General features: G+C 69.1%; 11 protein-coding genes. 6 read left to right on the top strand and 5 right to left on the bottom strand.

The genetic code is table 11. The features are described 5' to 3' along the window. Positions 1 to 164 precede the first annotated feature (164 nt). Complete coding sequence (locus ND450_RS03860; protein ID WP_253324767.1) at positions 165 to 1016, top strand: NAD(+)/NADH kinase; 852 nt, start codon at positions 165 to 167, stop codon at positions 1014 to 1016. Here the strand turns inward: ND450_RS03860 and ND450_RS03855 are convergent. Together ND450_RS03855 and ND450_RS03850 are read right to left on the bottom strand one after the other, a co-directional pair. Continuing rightward, the gene (locus ND450_RS03855) at positions 991 to 1839 is read right to left on the bottom strand and encodes a hypothetical protein (RefSeq protein WP_253324766.1); all 849 of its coding nucleotides are present in this window, start codon (positions 1837 to 1839) and stop codon (positions 991 to 993) included. The genes ND450_RS03860 and ND450_RS03855 overlap by 26 nt on opposite strands. Before the next feature lie 2 nt (positions 1840 to 1841). After that, a complete protein-coding gene (locus ND450_RS03850) occupies positions 1842 to 6365 on the bottom strand; it encodes an AAA domain-containing protein (protein ID WP_253324765.1) in 4524 nt (1507 codons plus the stop codon). A 258-nt stretch (positions 6366 to 6623) separates the two neighbouring features. Here ND450_RS03850 and ND450_RS03845 point away from each other — a divergent pair, with 258 nt between their 5' ends. Next, a complete protein-coding gene (locus ND450_RS03845; protein ID WP_253324764.1) occupies positions 6624 to 7562 on the top strand; it encodes an alpha/beta fold hydrolase in 939 nt (312 codons plus the stop codon). Here ND450_RS03845 and ND450_RS03840 read toward each other — a convergent pair. Continuing rightward, on the bottom strand, positions 7555 to 8847 hold the full coding sequence (locus tag ND450_RS03840) for an MFS transporter (protein ID WP_089920326.1): 1293 nt from the start codon (positions 8845 to 8847) through the stop codon (positions 7555 to 7557). The genes ND450_RS03845 and ND450_RS03840 overlap by 8 nt on opposite strands. A gap of 142 nt (positions 8848 to 8989) precedes the next feature. On the opposite strand from ND450_RS03840, the gene ND450_RS03835 reads away from it, so the two are divergent. Continuing rightward, positions 8990 to 9661 (top strand): TetR/AcrR family transcriptional regulator, encoded by a 672-nt coding sequence (locus ND450_RS03835; RefSeq protein WP_253324763.1) that lies wholly within the window; start codon positions 8990 to 8992, stop codon positions 9659 to 9661. Between the two features lie 347 nt (positions 9662 to 10008). Here ND450_RS03835 and ND450_RS03830 read toward each other — a convergent pair whose 3' ends face one another. Beyond that, positions 10009 to 11001: a helix-turn-helix domain-containing protein gene (locus ND450_RS03830; protein ID WP_253324762.1), complete on the bottom strand. Its 993-nt coding sequence runs from the start codon at positions 10999 to 11001 to the stop codon at positions 10009 to 10011. A gap of 98 nt (positions 11002 to 11099) precedes the next feature. On the opposite strand from ND450_RS03830, the gene ND450_RS03825 reads away from it, so the two are divergent. Beyond that, a complete protein-coding gene (locus ND450_RS03825) occupies positions 11100 to 12062 on the top strand; it encodes an alpha/beta hydrolase (protein ID WP_253324761.1) in 963 nt (320 codons plus the stop codon). On the opposite strand, the gene ND450_RS03820 is transcribed toward ND450_RS03825, so the two are convergent. Continuing rightward, on the bottom strand, positions 12046 to 14088 hold the full coding sequence (locus ND450_RS03820) for a cellulase family glycosylhydrolase (RefSeq protein ID WP_253324760.1): 2043 nt from the start codon (positions 14086 to 14088) through the stop codon (positions 12046 to 12048). The two genes, ND450_RS03825 and ND450_RS03820, sit on opposite strands and share 17 nt — an antisense overlap. Positions 14089 to 14292: 204 nt before the next feature. Between ND450_RS03820 and ND450_RS03815 the strand changes: the two genes are divergently transcribed. Together ND450_RS03815 and ND450_RS03810 are read left to right on the top strand one after the other, a co-directional pair. Continuing rightward, positions 14293 to 16920: a glycoside hydrolase family 9 protein gene (locus ND450_RS03815; RefSeq protein WP_253324759.1), complete on the top strand. Its 2628-nt coding sequence runs from the start codon at positions 14293 to 14295 to the stop codon at positions 16918 to 16920. Between the two features lie 160 nt (positions 16921 to 17080). Further along, a complete protein-coding gene (locus ND450_RS03810; protein ID WP_371927641.1) occupies positions 17081 to 18103 on the top strand; it encodes a LacI family DNA-binding transcriptional regulator in 1023 nt (340 codons plus the stop codon). Positions 18104 to 18466: the final 363 nt, after the last annotated feature.

Raw genomic sequence — 18466 nt, 5'->3', positions numbered from 1 at the left:
CGCCAACCTAGGAACGCGGGTCCACTGCGGACTCCTCCTCACGGCCACGCCCGCGCGCCGAACGGCCGGTTCGACACCGGGGGCATCGGCCGTTCGGACGAGGGGCGCACCCGCCGCCGAAATTCGGCAGACTGGAGCCGTGACGAGACTGAGGACGACCTGACGTGCACGCCGCCGGCCTGGTGCTGCACCCGCAACGAGACTCCGCCGCCGCCGTCGAGGCCGTCCTCGGCTGGGCGACCAACCGCGGTGTCGAGATCCTCGGCATCTCCGACGAGATCCAGCGCCTGCGCTGCGAGGCCACCCCGGTCACCGCGGAGGAGCTGGGCCGCCGCGCCGATCTGGTCGTGAGCCTCGGCGGCGACGGCACGATGCTGCGCGCCATGCGCCTGGCCGACGGCGAACGCGCCCCCGTCCTGGGCGTCAACCTGGGCAGACTCGGTTTCCTGGCCGAGGTCGACGTCCCGGACCTGCCCGCGGCCCTGTCCGCCATCGACGCCCACGACTTCACCGTCGAGCCGCGCCTGGCCGTCGACGCGGAGTTCCAGGGCCAGAAGGTCACGGCGTTCAACGACGTCGCCGTCGTCCGCGTCCCCGGTGAGGGCGGCGCGCGGGTGGCCGTCCGCGTGGCCGGCCAGCCGTTCGTCAGCTACGCCGCCGACGCCGTCATCGTCGCCACCCCGACCGGCTCCACCGCGTACAGCTTCTCCGCGGGCGGCCCGATCACCAGCCCGTCCGTCGAGGCCCTGCTCGTCACCCCGGCCGCCCCGCACTCCGCCTACAGCCGCGGGGTCGTGCTCTCGGTCAACGACGACGTGGAGCTGGACCTCCTGCCGTCGAGCGGCCGCCTGGCGGTCGAGGTGGACGGCCAGGTCGCGGGCTACGTCGAGCCGGGCCAGCGGGTGTCGTTGCGCGGCCGTGCCGCCGCCGCTCGGGTGGTGCGGCTCGGGATGACGACGTTCTACCAGCGGGCGCGGCGCAAACTGCGGCTCACGGACTCCGCCGAGCTGGGGTGATCTCCTTCCAAGACGATTCGGCCAGGTCGTTCAGCGCGAGCACGACCACCTTCCACGAGATCTCGGCGGTGCCGGTGTCCGGGTTGTACTTGTCCTCGACCTGCCTCTTCGGGTGGACGAGGTTCCGGTACTCACGGAGCGTGTGGGCGTAGTCGTCCACGTCGCGCCCGATCCACCCTTCCCTGACCGCGAGCTTGATCAGCGAGTCGAGGTGGTCGCGTGGACTGCTGCCGTCGGCCGAACGGCTTCTGGCCACGTCGTAGAGAACGCCTTCGAGCACGCTGCCCAACATGATGATGGCCGCGGTGGCCGCACCGTGCACCCAGCACGTGTGCGCCTCGTCCAGACGGCGCCGCAGCTGCTCCGCGTACGCGGGATCGGTCACGATGTCGGCCAGGCTCGCGGTCAGCTCCATGGGTGCCCTCATCGCGGGTATGTCCAGCGAGGGATCCCTCTGTTCGAGCACTGGCCTGCCGCGCTCGTAGGCGACCTGATAGCCCTCGACCGCCAGCAGGCGGTTGAGATCGATCACCACAGCTCCACGCACGTCGTCGTCACCCAGGTACTCACGAGGATCAGCGAGTCTGAGGAGGACCTGGGTGATGGCGACCAGGTCCTTCTTCCGCTGATCGAGCTGGTCGAGAATCCAGTCACGTCGATACCCGTCGAAGTCGGGAACCCTCGTCCAGCCGGCGGCGCGCAGGAACTTCGGCAGTTGCCAGCCTGCTCTCCGGCTCGGCGACACGTCGTCGCCGCAAATCAGGTCCGCGAGGTGCTCCAGGGTGTTGCCGTCGAGCTCGCCTTGGATCGCGTCCAGAGCCATCCTCACTCCTCCTCGTCCGCCACATACATCACGGTCTGAACCTTCAACGGTGTTATGCCTTTCATCGCCAACCCCTGCCAAACAGGCTCGAGCGCGCGCTCGCGGTCGATCTCGAACTCGCTCTCCCGGACGCGCACGATCTCCCACCCGGCCCGGCGCAAACCTCTTTCAGCTCTCATGTCACGCCGCTGGTCCTCCGGATCGGTGTGCCAGATGTGGCCGTCGCACTCGACGGCCAGACGGCCTTCCGCACCGCTGACGACGAGATCGATGCGCTTGTGACCGACCTGGTACTGCGGAGCGACGTGATATCCACGGGCCCGGATCATCCGGAACACCTTCTGCTCGAGCATCGAGTCGAAAGCAGGATGGGGTTCGTCGTCACGGACGTCGTCGAGCTCCAAGGCGGGCCCGTACGGCGTTGGTGGGTTCTGCATGTACCCGAGCAGTTTCGCCCTGAGGTCCTCGGGGTTCATCTGGTCCAAGCCGATCGATGTGAACAACCACAACTGGTCCTTGGCCCGGCTCGCCGCAACGTTGTACGCACGCCTGAACATGAGCGCCTTCGAAGCGTTCGGCTGGGTCGCCACGACCATCGACAAGAAGATCACGTCACGCTCGTCACCCTGGAAGTTGGCGGGCGAGCCGACGCGGATCCTGCGCTGTTGCTGCACGTCCAACGGCACCGCGCTGTTGATCTCGTGCTCGAGCAGCTTCACCTGCCCCTGTCCTTGGAGCACGACCACGCCGAAGGTCTTCCGGTCGTACTCAGTCGCTGCCAGACACGCCAGGAGCTGCTCCACGATCGCCTTGGCCTCGGCCCGGTTGTGCAGGTTCTGGTTCTTCCCTTCGTTGACGGCGCCGGAAACGCGAACCACCTTCAACGGCGTCAATCGGTCCGAACCGAACTGCCTCAACGGGATGAGCCCCCCGCCGGCACCATCGAGGTTCGGGTAGAACTCGGCGGAGGACCAGCCGATGATCTCCGGCATGCACCGGAAGTGCTCCCGCAAGCGCACGATGTTGCGCATTCCAGCTCGCGCCGACATCAAGCCGTAAAGGCTCGACTTCGGGGTGAACGACTCCTTCACGTCCGCGTCGAGATTCGGCAAGTACTCGTCAAGGCGTGCGAACATCGGTTCGAGAGGTCCCAGCCTCCCGTCCGACGGCGCACACTGCATGTCGTCGCCCACCACGATCACCCGAGGTGCCATCCACAACAGGAACAGCTGTTCCAAACCTGCCTGGCTGGCCTCGTCGACGATGACCACGTCGAAGGAGTCGCGCTGCGCTCGCATGGTCTCCAGCAACTTCGGCAGTGGCACGACCCAGGCGGGAACGGCGTCCTTGGCCTTGTCCATCGCCGCACGCGCCGCCTTGCGCAGGCGGTTCACCTGCTTCCCGTACCCGGCACCGATGTTGCCGGTGTGCTGGGCGTAGGCGTTCAGGGCGCGAGTGTGTTCGTCGGTCATCCGCCTGATGCACGCCGCCAGACCGAGTTTCCCCGCGAGCTCGGCGGTGACCTTCGACTGCTGCATGGTGTTCTGCTCGAGTTGGGCGAGCAGCTCGCGTTCACGGTCGGCGGTCCGCTGTCGGACCACGAAGGAACGTGCCTTCGACCAGGCCCACGCATCCCCCACGGCCGCGATCTTCGAATCCCACTGCCGCTCGTGCGCGCTGCGTTCCAAAAGGGCGAGCAGGCCGGGATGAACGGAACCCAGCACACGTCTGAGCTGCTCAAGCCTCAGCACCTGCGCCTTCTCATTTCGCGCGATGTCGATTCCCCGGATCGCGGCGGCATAACGCTCGACGTCCTCCCCGATCGCGGCCTCGAGGACTGCCGCCACCTCGGGACAGACGTTCGGCTGGGTCGCCCACGAGCGGAGCAATCGCAGCACCTCCGCCAGTTTTGACTCCGCTTGCTTGGCTTCGACCACCCTGCGGGCTGCTGGGATCGCGTCGAACAGCTCGCAGAACTGCGCGGCGGTCGCCACCGGAACACGCACGTTCGCAGCAGCCAACAGACTCACCACGCGCCGATGTGCTTCGCCCAGTTCAGCGATGTGCGTCAGCTGCACCGACTCGTCAACCAAGCAGGACAGCATCTGTGCCGGCGCCCCCGCAGGCAGCACCACTCCGACGAGGCTCCACTTCTCGTTCAGCTGCACAACGGCAAGCTCGGCTTCGAGCCGTTCGAGTACAGCCTTCAGATGCTCGGCCGAACGTGGCGAAGCGCCGTTGACCGTGGCGGTTTCCAGCAGGGTCCGCGCATTGCGCTGGGCGGCTGAGGGCGCGATTCTCCGGACCTTCCGGCCCGCCTCCATTTCACCCAGTAGCACTCGTCCTGCCGCGAGTTGCCCCGTGGCCCTGCCCAAGCCCAGCCCGGTGACCCCACCAACCTCCACGACCACGTCGAGCCGATGGGCCTGGAGGCGTCGTTGTATCAGCACAGGCTCGGCAGCCACCGCGATGAGCTGATCCCATAGACCCACGTTGCGGTTCGCGATGCGGTCACTGATCGCCCTGCACGTCCACGCGTCAGCGGGCCACCGGACAACGTCCTCTGACAGATTCATGGCGTGCAATGCCGCACGTGCCACGTCCAAGGCCGTTTCCAGTTCACGCAGCCGATCTGGAGTCACGGTCGCCAGTGCCTGGGCGACTGGGGTGTCGACACCCGCAGCACCGGATCGGGCGATGCGCGCTGCCGTCAGCACTTCCGCGTAGACGCCCGCGACAGGCAGGGCACCATCTCCCGGAACGACCTGGTCCTGGCGCGCTCGGTCTTTTCTCGTCACCGAACACAGCAGTGACCGGAGTTCGGCGAACTCCGCAGGCCTGAGGGGAGGCCTGCCGGGCAACGACTCCGGAACCTCCGGCATCCAGCCGTGCGCGTCCGCGTTCAGCTTCACTTCGCGGATGATGTCAACCAAGACCCCGCGGTAGGCGTCATCCCGGTAGTCGGGCACGACCGGTGGGTGCTGGTAGGTCTCTACCTCACGAAGGGCCCGGATCTGCTCCGTCAGCTCGGCTCCAAAACCGCGCAACGCCGCCCGTTCCTCGCGCAACCTGCGCGTCTGCAGGTCCAACGTGTCCAGATCCGTTGTCGCCAGGATCTGTGAGAGAGCACTGACACCGCGCTCCAGTTCATCCGCACCACTGCGGCCTCCGCCTGTCAGCAGCACGCATAGTTGGCGCAACTCAGGCGGCACCTTCTCCCTGAGCACGCGCAACGCCTGATCCTTCTCGCTGGTGACCAGGACTCGCAGTCCACGAGCGAGCAAGGCGCAGATGAGGTTCGCAATGGTGTGCGTCTTCCCGGTACCAGGTGGTCCCTGCACCACCACCCCGGTCTCCGTCCGCAACCGGTCGACGATCCGTGCTTGATCATCATTGGCGGGCAACGGGAACAGCGGATCCTCACCGAGGACATCGCTGCGCATCGCGCGTTGCTCGGCGAGCCACCTCGTGCGCTGTTCAAGTCCCACGTTCGCGACCAGGCCCGCCAGCCCGATCGGGATCTCCGCGTCGGGATCGCGAAGCTCCGCTTCGATCTGCTGGTAGGCCTCTGCCAGCAGCACCTGGCTGCGAGGCCGCAACAACAGCGCGGGCGACGCCGAGAGCCGCACGACCGGCGAGGGTTCTTCGACGGGTTCCTGCCAGTCCTCGCTCACTTCGATGTTCGTGTCGATCACGCTCTCGAACCAGCTCCTGATCAGCGGGCCCGAGTCGAGCGGGAATCGTCCGTTCTCGCGGAGAGACTGCCGCGCGGCACGACCCCGATCCGGGTGGAACACCTCCTCGTCCCCGAAGATCTCGCGTTCCTCCAAGCGCAGGGGTGTTCCGTCTTCCCAGTGCACGCGGATGCTCGAAGTGCCCGGCTCGACAACCGTTCGCACCCTGCTGGTGACGAGGTGACGTCGCACAACGTCCCCGGACGGCGTCTTCCACACCACCAGGCCGATCGCCAGCACGAACTCGTACTCGTCGTCCTGTTGGTCCAAGACTTTCGCCACGTGCTCCAACTGCTCGTACAGCGCGCGGCGCGCCTGCTTCCGCCTCTCGCTCACCGCCCATTCCCGCCAACGCGGCAGCCACGTCCGATAGGCAGAACGCACGTCGTCCGTGAGACCGGCGGTCAGTTGCCGCATCTCTGTTTCGAGCACACCTCTATCGGTCACGTCGGTTCCGAGAGGACCGGGATCCGCCAACCGTGGTTCGGGTCCCGCAGGATCGGCAACTTGGTCGAGGTCGAGCCAACCGTCCAGACTCGCAGGCGGTTGAGGCGGCGATGTCCTCATGACCGCGTCGATCTCGAGCAAAACGCCCGTGCTCGGATCCCAGTCACGACGCAGCCCTTCCGGTAGCCCACCCAGCCAGATGACGAGTTGAGGTGAGCGCGCACTCTGCGACTTGATGTCACGAACGCGGTCCTTGGCCGCTTCTTCGGTGATCTCCCGCAGGAAACCGATGAGATTGGTCGTCGTGCGCAGAATCGCAGTGTCGTCCTGTGCGCTGGCGGCCATGTGTCCCCTCCCGTGATCAGGCAACGGGCCAGGATGACGAGAGGAGAACGCCGCTTCAACACGTACTGTCCAGTACCTCCAGAAAGTGTCGATATTGTCCGTATTCTGACCAGTTTTCAATTGCCGTCAGTAATAAATCTGCGGAGCAATTGCCGCGTTCGAGTGAGTCCAGCCGACCATCCTCGAGTACCTGGGTTGACGCCGGTCGGCCGCTCTGTTCGGATGTCCACTCCGAACAGAGGCTGGGGGCCGATGGACATGGAGCTGAACAGACGCAGTGTGTTCGCGCTGGGTGCGGGCGCCGCACTCGCGATGGGCACGGGAACCGCTGGAGCCGGGAGCCCGAAGGAGCCGGACCTCCCGGGCTTCCGGCACAACCACACGCAGGTCAACGGGGTGCGCCTGCACTACGTCACGGGCGGCCGGGGCGCACCGCTCGTGCTGCTGCCGGGGTGGCCGGAGACGTGGTGGACGTTCCACAAGATCATGCCGGCGCTGGCGGAGAAGTTCCGCGTCATCGCCGTCGACCTGCGCGGACAGGGCTCGTCGGAGAAGCCGCGCGGCGGGTTCGACAAGAAGACGATGGCGACCGACGTCCGCGAGCTGGTGCGCAGGCTCGGGTACGACCGGGTGGGCGTCGTCGGGCACGACATCGGTGCCATGACGGCGTTCTCGTTCGCCGCGAACTTCCCCGAGGTCACCGCGAAGGCGGCGTTCCTCGACGTGCTGCACCCCGACGAGAGCTTCTACCAGCTCCCGCTGCTGCCCCCGCCCGGCGGCTTCACGCCGTGGTGGTTCGCGTTCAACCAGGTCCAGCAGCTTCCGGAGCAGTTGCTCACCGGCCGGTTCCGGCACCTGCTCGACTGGCTGTTCGCGAACACCGCGTTCACGCCGTCCGCGATCGACGAGCGGACCCGCCAGATCTACGCGCGGGCCTACGACTCCCCGGACGCCATCCGCGCGGGCAACGGCTGGTACCAGGCGTTCCAGCAGGACATCGCGGACGGCAAGACCTACGCCAAGCTCACGCCGCCGGTGCTGGGACTGGCGTCGGTCCTGTCCTACGACCAGTTCGTGGCGGCGCTGCCGACCGTGGCGGAGCGGCCCGAGGTCGTGCGGGTCGACGGGTCCGGCCACTGGCTCACCGAGGAGCAGCCGGACGTCGTCGCCCGCGAGATCATCCGCTTCTTCAGCTGACCGGGCGCGCCTGGCGCGCGGGGATGAACGTCGCGACCACGACTGCCAGCAACGCGGTCGCGGCGCCCAGCCCCATGATCAGCTGGAAGCTGAACGGCGCGCCCACCTGCGTCAGCACGACGCCCGCCACCGCGCTCGACACCGAGGTGCCGATCGCGCGCATCAGCGAGTTGAGGCTGTTGGCCGCGGCCGTCTCCGACGTCGGCACGGCGCCCATGATCAGGGCCGGCATCGCGCCGTAGCCGAGGCCGATGCCGGCGCCGATCACGGCTGAGACGACCACGAGCTGCCAGATCGACGTCAGCATGAAGATGCCCACGGCGTAACCGAAGGCGACCACGAGCGCGCCCATGATCAGCGTGACGCGCGGGCCGCGGGCGTTCGAGATGCGGGCGGACACCGGCGCCGTCGCCATCATGACCAGGCCGGACGGCACCAGCACCAGGCCCGTGACGAGCAACGACTGCCCGAGGCCGTGCCCCGTCGAGGCCGGCAGCTGCAGGACCTGCGGCAGCACCAGTGACTGCGCGAAGAGGGCGAACGCGAACGACACCGACGCGATGTTCGTGAGCAGCACCTGACGCCGGACCGTGGTGCGCAGGTCGACCAGCGGCTGGGACGACCTCAGCTCCCACCAGCCCCACAGGCCGAGCACGAGGGCCGCCACCAGGAACAGGCCCGTGACCGCGCCGCCGCTCCACTCCGACGCCTTCGACACGCCGAGCAGCAGGCTGATCAACGCGACCGAGAGCCCGACCGCGCCGAGCAGGTCGAACCGGCCGCCGCTGCGCACCGGCGACTCCGGCACCCAGATCAGCACCGCCGCCACGGCCAGCACGCCCGCTCCCGCCGACGTCCAGAACAGCATGTGCCAGTCGCTCTGCTCGACCAGCAACGCCGCCGCGGGCAGGCCGAGCGCGCCACCGACGCCGAGCGAGGCGCTCATCAGCGCGGTCGCGCCGGCCAGCCGTTCCCTCGGCAGTTCGTCGCGCATGATGCTGATGCCGAGCGGGATGACGCCGACCGCCATGCCCTGCACCACGCGCCCCACGATCAGCGGCACCAGCGAGTGGCTCAGCGCCCCGATCACCGAGCCCACGACCACCATCAACAGGCTGACCAGCAACATCCGCCGCTTGCCGTACATGTCGCCGAGCCGCCCGATGACAGGCGTCGCGACAGCGCTGGCCAGCAGCGTCGAGGTGATCACCCACGTCGTGTCGCCGGGTGACGAGCCCAGCAGCTGCGGGAACCTCGGCAGCAGCGGGATGACGAGGGTCTGCATCAACGAGACGACGATGCCGCCCGCCGCGAGCACCGCCACGACGACGTTCGGGCGCGTCACCGGACGCGTTTCTTCGAGGAGCACGACCCCGAGTCTAAGTCAGTCACTTGACTTAACATCGAGCGGTGCAAGGATGTCCCGGATGTCCGGAACAGAGGTGACGATGAACAAGGTGGAGAGCCAGTCCAGGGCGGAACGCGCGCACGCCACCCGCGAGCTGATCCTCACAGCGGCCGAGCGCCTGTTCGCCGAGCACGGCGTGGTGGCCGTGTCGAACCGCCAGGTCAGCGAGGCGGCCGGACAGGGCAACAACACCGCCGTCGGCTACCACTTCGGCACCAAGGCCGACCTGGTCCGCGCCATCGCGCGCAAGCACCTGGCCCACGTCGAGGAGATCCGGCAGCGCATGGTCGCCGCCCTCGGCACCTCCCCCGGCCTGCGCGACTGGCTCGACTGCCTGGTCCGCCCGGTCACCGTGCACCTGGACGAGGTGGGCAGCCCCACCTGGTTCGCCCGCTTCGGCGCGCAGGTGATGACCGACCCGACCCTGCGGCCGATCATCATCGAGGAGACGCGCTCCTCACCCTCGCAGGTACGGATCCTGGCGGGCCTGAACGCGTGCCTGACCGACCTGCCGGACGACGTGCGGGCCGAACGACACGACATGGCGCGCCAGCTGCTCGTGCACATGATCGCCGAACGGGAGCGCGCCCTCGCCGAGAACACGCGCACGCCGCGAGCCAGCTGGCACGACGCCGCCACGGGGCTGGTCGACGCGCTGGTCGGGTTGTGGCAGGCGCCGGTCAGCGGTTAGGCCGACGTCGACGCGGTCGAGCCGGGTGCGGACCGCACGCGCCACCCACCGCAACCACGCACGCAGGCCCGGCGCGCGGTGCCAACCGGACAGCCGAGGGCGTCAGCCAACCACCTACGAGTCCTGGCGTGGCGATGCGAAGCGAGCCGTCCGAACCTTCACGCATCGGGCAGCGGTGCACACCCGCATCGGCGATTGGGGCTTTACCTTGAGGGGGCGGGGTGCTACCCCTCTGGGCACGGCCGGGCGCTTGTCAGCCCGGCCTCTTCCGGCCGTCCAAGCACCCCGCACAACCAGGCCACGCAACGCGACCCGACCAACCAAACGCCACCAACCCACCCAACGGGCTAGTCGGACGCGTTCTCCCGCAGGCGCCGCAACATCAGCGCCAGGTGCAGCCGGAACCGGCCGTGCGCCTCGTCGAGACCGAACCCCAGCACCGACTCGGCGCGTGCCAGCCGGGCGGTCATCGTGCTGTGGTGGCGGTGCAGCACCGTCGCCGCCTTGCGCAGCGAACCGGTGGCGCACACCGCGTCCAGCATCGCGATCATGCCCGGCTCGCCGGCCAGTCGGTCGAGCGCGGCCACGTCGGGCAGCGCCGAGACGTCCGCGGGCGTGAGGCGTTCGGCCAGAAGCCCGAGGCTGCCGAGCTTCTCCCACCACACCACCGGCTCACCGTCCGATGTGTACCGCAGCGCCGTTCGCGCGCCCTGCCACGACTTCGCCGCGTCCATCGCGGGCAGCAGGGGTCCGACGCCGAGCCGGCCGCGCGTTTCCGGCACGTCCGCGGTCAACGTCGCCCGCACGTTCCCCAGCACCACCGACCGTCCGGGCACGTCCACGGTCGACGCCAGCACGCGCAACGGGGCGGTCGCGGCGATGCCGAGCAGGTGCAGGGCGCGGGAACGTTCCGCCGTGCCAACGCTTTCCGACAGGACCAGCTCGATGAGCGCGGGGTCGCCCAGCTCCGGCAGCGGCACGCTCGAGTGCTCCAGGAGCACGGCGGCGGCGATCGCGAACCGTTCGAGCAGCATGTCGTCGAGAGGAACTGCAGCACCTTCCCGCGCGACCCAGACCTGCACGCCGCCTTCCAGGGGGCGGACCGCGGCCCGTGCGGGCACCGGACCCGCCGTGACGGCACCGCCGGCGTCGGCGCGCAGTGAGAGGCCCTGGCCGGGCGCGTGCAGGCCGACCGGGCAGCCGGCGAGCTCGGACGTGCTGCGGACCAACGTGTCGAGGCTCGCGCGCTCGGTGATCAGGCGATCGAAGAAGCCGATCACCCTCACGGCGCTCTCGGCGTCGGCGTCCAGCCCGGACAGCCTCAGCAGCAAACCTCTCATTCAGACACCATAGCCCCGACAGGTGGCTGGAGAGAGACGCGAATCACCCGCCACGTGTCGGCTGCCCGCACCGCCGCACCGAGCCGAGGATCAACGACATGAGCTACGACATCGATCCCGAAGTCCTGCCCTGGCTCGACATGCTGCCGCAGTTCGACATGACCAGCAACGAGGCCGTGGCGTTCGCCCGTTCCCAGCAGTCCGAGCTGGCCCACCTCATGCCGGTCTACGAGCCGGTCAACCAGATCGACGTCCGCGACGAGACGGTCCCCGGTCCGTCCGGCGCCCCCGACGTCCGGGTGCGGGTCTACCGCCGCGCCGGTACCGGGAACGCAGTGCCGGGACTGGTCTACATCCACGGCGGCGGGTTCATCGTGGGCAGCGTCGAGATGTTCGACGCGCACGCGAAGAAGATCCTCGACGAGCTCGACGTCGTGATCGTGTCGGTCGACTATCGCCTGGCGCCGGAGAACCCGTTCCCGGCACCGGTCGAGGACTGCTACGCGGCCCTGGTCTGGACGGCGGCCAAGGCGGACGAGCTGGGCATCGACCCCGCGCGCCTCGGTGTCGGCGGCGAGAGCGCCGGTGGTGGGCTCGCCGCCGGAACGGTGCTGCTCTCGCGCGACCGCGGCGGCCCCGCGCTCGCCTTCCAGTACCTCGGCATCCCCGAGCTCGACGACCGCCTCGACACCGAGTCGATGCGGGACTACGTCGACACCCCGCTGTGGAACCGCCCCAACGCGATCTACAGCTGGACCGCGTACCTCGGCGGCGAGCGGGGCGGCGAGGACGTCTCGCCCTACGCCGCACCCGCCCGCGCGACCGACCTGTCGGGCCTTCCGCCCGCCTTCGTCACCGTGTGCCAGTACGACCCGCTGCGCGACGAGGGCATGGAGTACGCGCGGCGCCTGGCCCACGCGGGCGTGGCGACCGAGCTGCGCCTCTACCCCGCCACGTTCCACGGCACAGCGCTGGTCGAGAGCGCGGCGATCACACGCCGGATGTTCGCCGACGAGATCGACGCGCTCCGCCGCGGCCTGAAGGTCACGGACTCCCGCTGACCGAACTGCCCGACCTCGTGACGTGGTAGGTGACGGTGGCGCCGCTCCAGTAGTGGAACGTCAGCGTCACCCGCGCGTTGTCGTTGACCTCGGCGAAGAACTCCGGGGTCAGCGTCGTCGTGCCGGTCGTGTAGTTCGGCGCGAACGCCCGGTCGAACTCCTTGAACGACGTCCAGTTGTGCGGTCCCGCGTTCGACCCGTCCGCGTACTTCGCCTCCATCGTGGCGAGCAGGTCCCCGCGGAACGTGGTGGGAATCGAGAACGAGCTCGTCGTGCCGGTCGCGCTCGCCAGCACCGGGGTGTCGTGGGTGACCAGGTTGACCCGCCACGGCACGCCGGCCGAGAAGTGCGCTGTCAGCACGGCGTTCGTGCCGTAGGCGCGTGATCCGCTGAGCCGGGTCATCGTCGGCGCGGTCAGGGTGAGCTGGTCGCCCGAGATCGTGTAGTCGCTGCCGCGCACCAGTTCGGTCGTGCCCTGGCGCAGGCCGGTGAACGTGGTTCCGTTGGTGTTCAACGTGATCGTCTTGGCGGAGACGGCACTGGACCTGGCGCTGAACACCTGGTCGGTCGACGCCGTGCCGGAACGGGTGGTCCAGCTCGACCTGATCTGCGCGGCGAGTTCGGGATCGCTCCACTGGAAGGACGTGCGGCCGAGGTGCTGGCCGTTGTCCCACAGCATCGTCGTGATCTTCTTGGTGCGCGCGTAGTACCCGAGGTGCTCGAAGAACTTGAGCTTCTCGCCCTGTTCGATCGTGCCGGTGTGCCGGTCGAACCCGAGCAGCCCGTACTCGCCGAGGACCACCGGGACGCCGCGGGCGACGAAGGTGTTGTACACGCGGTCGAACGAGTCGGTCAGGTCCTTCTGCGCCGTCGCGTCGTAGCGCGTGCCGCCGGCGACGTTCACGCTGAACGGCCAGTAGCCGTAGTAGTGGAAGGTCGCGACCAGGTTCGGGTCGTTGAAGCCGCGGATCGACGTCGCGAGCTCGTCGAGCCGGGCCTGCTCGGACGACGTGTGCAGGGTGGGCAGCACGAGCAGGCGGCTCGCGTTGTTGCCGCCCGAGCGCCGCACGATGTCGCGGAACGACGCGTTCAGTTCGTGCAGCAGCTGCGCGTTCTGGGCGTCACCCGAGCTGCCGGTGAACTGCGGCTCGTTGACGCTCTCGAAGACGAGCCTGCCCGGTGAGTCCCTGAACGCGGTCGCGAGCTGCGTCCAGATCGCGTTGTAGCGCGTGAGCACACCGGTCCGGTTCGACGGCATGGCCGAGATCCACTGCCACGAGTCGTGGTGGATGTTGATCATCACCTGGAAGCCGTCCGCGAGTGCCCAGCCGACGACCTCCTTGACGCGGTTCAGGTACGCCGCCTCGATCACGTGGTCCGAGCCCTGGTGCCGGCCCCACGTGACGGGGATGCGGATGCTCTTGAAGCCCTGCGCCTTCACGTTGTCCAGCAACGCCTCCGTGACGCGCGGGTTGCCCCACGACGTCTCGTCGCTCCCGGTCGCGTCGAGCGTGTTGCCGAGGTTCCAGCCGGGCTGCATCGCCTCCACCTGCGCCATCGCGTCGCCGGGTAAGGGATTTCCGGTCGTCGTGGTGGTCGTCGTCGGCGAGGGGCCCGGCTCGCCGGTGCACGTGACGCCGTTGAGGGCGAACGACCGCGGCGCGGTGTTCGTGCCGGACCAGCTGCCGTTGAAGCCGAACGAGACCTTGGCGTTCGGCTCGATCACCGCGTTGTAGGCGGCGTTCGACGCCGTGGCCTCGGCGCCCGAGGACGTGACGGTGGCGTTCCACGCCTGGGTCACCTGCTGCCCGGACGGCCACGTCCAGGTCAGCCGCCAGCCGTCGACGCGCTCGCCGAGGTTGGTCACCGACACGGCCGCGGTGAACCCGTTCTGCCACTGGCTGGGGACCGCGTAGTCGACCTCGCAGCCCGGCGCCGCGGCAGCGGGGGCCACGATCGCAAGGCCGGCACTCGCCGCCACCGAGACGAACGCCGCCGCCAGTGCGGCGACACGCCTTCCGGTCATGACACACCTCCTGAGCCTGGGAGCGTTCCCAGAATTCCGGACTGTACTGAGCCACCCGGAAGCCGGACAGGCGTGCCGTCGATTCGACTCGAACGCGGAATCGCCTCTGTCACACGGACTTCGTGACCGTTACAGTCCGATTCTGGGAGCGCTCCCAGATCTCGGACCTTGGAGGCTGACGTGCACACTCGCGGGTTCAGAGCCGTGGCAGCCGTCCTCGCCGTGCTGCTGGCGGGGATGGCGGGTCCGTTCGTGTCGCCGTCAGCGGCCGCGCCCGCGTTCAACTACGGCGAGGCGCTGCAGAAGTCCGTCTGGTTCTACGACGCCCAGCGGTCCGGGCGGCTGCCGGCGGGCAACCGCGTGAGCTGGCGCGCCGACTCGGCCGTGCGCGACGGTTCGGACGTCGGCCTGGACCTGTCCGGCGGCTTCTACGACGCCGGTGACCACGTGAAGTTCGGGCTCCCGTTCGCGTTCAGCATGTCGATGCTCGCGTGGGGAGCCGTGGAGAACCGGGCCGCCTACACGAGTTCCGGCCAGCTCCCGCACCTGCTGGCGAACCTGAGGCACGGCACCGACTGGATCATCAAGGCGCACCCGTCCCCGAACGTCGTCTACGGGCAGGTCGGCGCGGGCAACCCCGACCACGCCTGGTGGGGATCGGCGGAGGTGATGCCGATGGCCCGGCCCTCGTACAAAGTGGACAGTTCTTGCCCCGGCTCCGACCTCGCGGGCGAGTACGCGGCGGCGATGGCGTCGGCGTCGATGGTCTTCCAGAGCACCGATCCGGCCTACTCGGCCACCCTGCTCACGCACGCCAGGCAGCTCTACACCTTCGCCGACACCTACCGCGGCAAGTACAGCTCGTGCATCACCGACGCCGCGAGCTTCTACAACTCCTGGAGCGGCTACCAGGACGAACTGGTGTGGGGCGCGATCTGGTTGCACCGCGCGACCGGGGACGCGAGCTACCTGACCAAGGCGAAGGCGGAGTACCAGAAGCTCGGCACCGAACCGCAGAGCTCCGAGCGCTCCTACAAGTGGACCATCGCGTGGGACGACAAGTCCTACGGCGCCTACGTTCTGATGGCACAGCTGACCGGCGAGCAGACCTACATCACCGACGCCAACCGCTGGCTCGACTTCTGGACGACCGGTTACAACGGCAACCGGGTGCGCTACTCCCCCGGCGGCCAGGCGGTGCTCGACAGCTGGGGATCGCTGCGGTACGCCGCCAACACCGCGTTCGCCGCGCTGACGTATTCGGACTGGCTGTCCACACGCGACAGCACACGTGCACGGACCTACCACGACTTCGGCGTCCGGCAGATCAACTACGCGCTGGGCGACAACCCCCGCAACGCGAGTTACGTCGTCGGTTTCGGCACCAACCCGCCACGCAACCCGCACCACCGCGGCGCGCACGGCTCGTGGGCAGACAGCATTCAGGAACCCACCGTCAGCCGTCACGTGCTGTACGGCGCGCTGGTCGGCGGCCCGAGCACCAACAACGACGCCTACACCGACAGCCGCAGCGACTACGTGATGAACGAGGTCGCGCTCGACTACAACGCGGGCTTCACCGGCGCCCTCGCCCGGTTGTACGGGGAGTACGGCGGCGCACCGCTCACGTCGTTCCCGGTCGCGGAGACCCCGGACGGCCCCGAGCTGACCGTGCAGGCGTCGGTGAACCAGAGCGCCGCGCAGTTCACCGAGATCAAGGCGTTCGTGCTGAACAAGAGCGCGTGGCCCGCGCGGACGTTCAACGGCTCGCTGCGCTACTACTTCACGCTCGACGGCTCGACCACGCCGAGCCAGATCACCGTCACCACGAACTACAACCAGTGCGGCACACCGAGTGCGCCGACCCAGCACAGCGGCTCGGTGTACTACGTGGACGTGCCGTGTCCGGGCGTCGCGCCGGCCGGGCAGTCCGCGTTCCGCAAGGAGGTGCAGTTCCGCATCACCAGCGCCGGCACGTGGGACCCGTCCAACGACTGGTCCTACGTCGGGCTCGGCAGCGGCAACACCGTCGCCCAGACCGAGCGGATCGTGCTGCGCCAGGACGGGAACGTGGTGTGGGGCAGCGAGCCCGGTGGTGGCGTGCCGGACAGCGAAGCGCCTTCCGTCCCCAGTGGACTGATCGCTTCCAACGCCGGGACCACCGCGGTCACCCTGAGCTGGACGGCCTCCGCGGACAACGTCGGGGTGGCGGGGTACGACGTGCTCAACGGCACTACCGTCACGGGCACGACGTCGGCGACGAGCTTCCGGGTCACCGGCCTCACGCCGGACACGCCGTACTCGTTCTCGGTGCGCGCACGGGACTCCGCGGGCAACGCCTCGGCGGCGAGCAGTCCGGTCACGACGCGCACGCTGCCCGGCGTGGCGAGCACGCTCACCGTGCAGCACAGGGGATCCGGCGCGGCGACGTCGAACCAGATCGGCGCGACGCTCCAGCTGACGAACCGCGGCACGTCGGCGGTCGGCCTCACCGGCACCACGGTCCGGTACTGGTTCACCGGTGACGCGCCCTCGCCGACCTACCAGGTGTGGTGCGACTGGGCGCAGATCGGCTGCACCTCCGTCCAGGTGCGCGTCGTGAAGCTCGCGACCGCCCGTCCTGGAGCCGACGCGTACGTGGAGGTGGCGTTCGCGTCCGGCACGCTCGCGGCCGGGGCGAGCACGGGCGAGATCCAGGTGAGGACAGCGAAGTCCGATTGGTCCTCTTTCACCCAGTCCGACGACCACAGCTACCGCGTGAGCGCTCTCACGGACTTCGACCGGGTCACCGCCCACACCGGTGGCGCCCTCGTGTGGGGCGTGGAGCCCTGACCGACCTCGGGGTGGGACGTTCTGCGCGGCACAGGCGTCCCGCCCCGTACCCAGCCGCGTTCCCGGCACACCGGCGTGCCGGGAACGCGCTCTCACGATGTGACACGCGGGTGTTTCGTCACATTCGAATTGATGTTCGCGGACTCCTACGATGAGCGGCATGACGGAGATCGACCGGCAACGACGGCCCGGCCCGCGGATCGAGGAGGTCGCGCGGCTCGCCGGGGTGTCCAAGTCGACGGTCTCGAGGGTGATCAACGGCGAGCAGTACGTGAGCGCCAGGGCCCGCGACGCCGTGCACACCGCGATCACACACCTGAAGTACAGCCCGAACCAGGCGGCTCGCTCCCTCGCGGGCAGCAAGGCGAACGCCATCGCGCTGATCGTGTCCGAACAGGGCAGCAGGGTGCTGGGCGACCCGTTCTTCGCCGGCGTGATGCGCGGTGTCCACGCGGAACTGACCGGGCGGCGCATCCAGCTGCTGCTCATGCTCAGCCGCCCGGAGGACCACGAGGACCTCCTCGCCTACCTGGCGGGCGGCCACGTGGACGGCGCCCTCCTGGTGAGCCTGCACGGCGACGACCCGCTCCCCCACCTCCTGCAGGAGATCGGCCTCCCGGTCGTGGTCGGCGGCCGCCCGCTCGCCGCGGGCACGGTCCCGTTCGTGGACTCGGACAACTTCACCGGCGGCCTCGACGCCGTACGGCACCTGGTGTCGCTCGGCCGCACGAGGATCGCGACCGTGGCGGGCCCGCGCGACATGGCGGCGGGCCTCGACAGGCTGAGCGGCTGGCGCCGGGGCCTGGGCGAGGCGCGGCTGTCCGCGGACCTCGTCGTCGAAGCCGACTTCACGCCGGAGAGCGGCGCCGGCGCGATGGAGGAGCTGCTGCGCCGCGCCCCCGACCTCGACGCGGTCTTCGTCGCCGCCGACATCATCGCCCTGGGCGTGCTGCAGGTGCTGCACGCCCGCGGGCTGCGCGTGCCCGAGGACGTGGCGGTGGTGGGGTTCGACGACTCGCTGCTCGCGTCCACCGCGACCCCGCCGCTGACGACCGTGCGGCAGGACGTCGAGCAGCTGGGGCGGACGATGACCTGGCGGCTGCTGGGTGAACTGGCAGGCGACTCCGGATTGCCGCCCTCGCTGCTGCTGCCGACCTCGCTGGTGCGGCGGGCGAGCGCCTGAGGGTGGCCTCGCCGGCCCGGCGGGCCGGCGGACGTCGCCCTCGGTCACACGCACCTCTCGGCCGTGCCGGACGAGCCCCTGACACACGTGCCGTCCCACGAGCGGAGGCCGTCGCCCACCCGGCCGACCCCGTTTCCGCAGTGCGTCGGCACCGCGTCCGGTGCCGCGTTCCGTGCCGATCCCAGCACGCAGTGTTAACCCATTGGTCACATCTCCGGGAGCGCTCCCAGGTTTCCCAACTGTGACCTGAGCCATGAACAGCCAGGTCACCCAGCCAACGGCGCCGCAAAACGCCTGGTGCGGCCGGAAGTGTGTCTTGACACACGTTCGAAGCCGGGACGACACTCCTCCCCGTCTGGGAGC

Source organism: Lentzea sp. HUAS12 (genome assembly GCF_024125735.1).
Classification (GTDB): Bacteria; Actinomycetota; Actinomycetes; order Mycobacteriales; family Pseudonocardiaceae; genus Lentzea; species Lentzea albida.
Note: the sequence above shows the minus strand (reverse complement) of the source record. Positions and strands in the feature narration are given on the sequence as shown.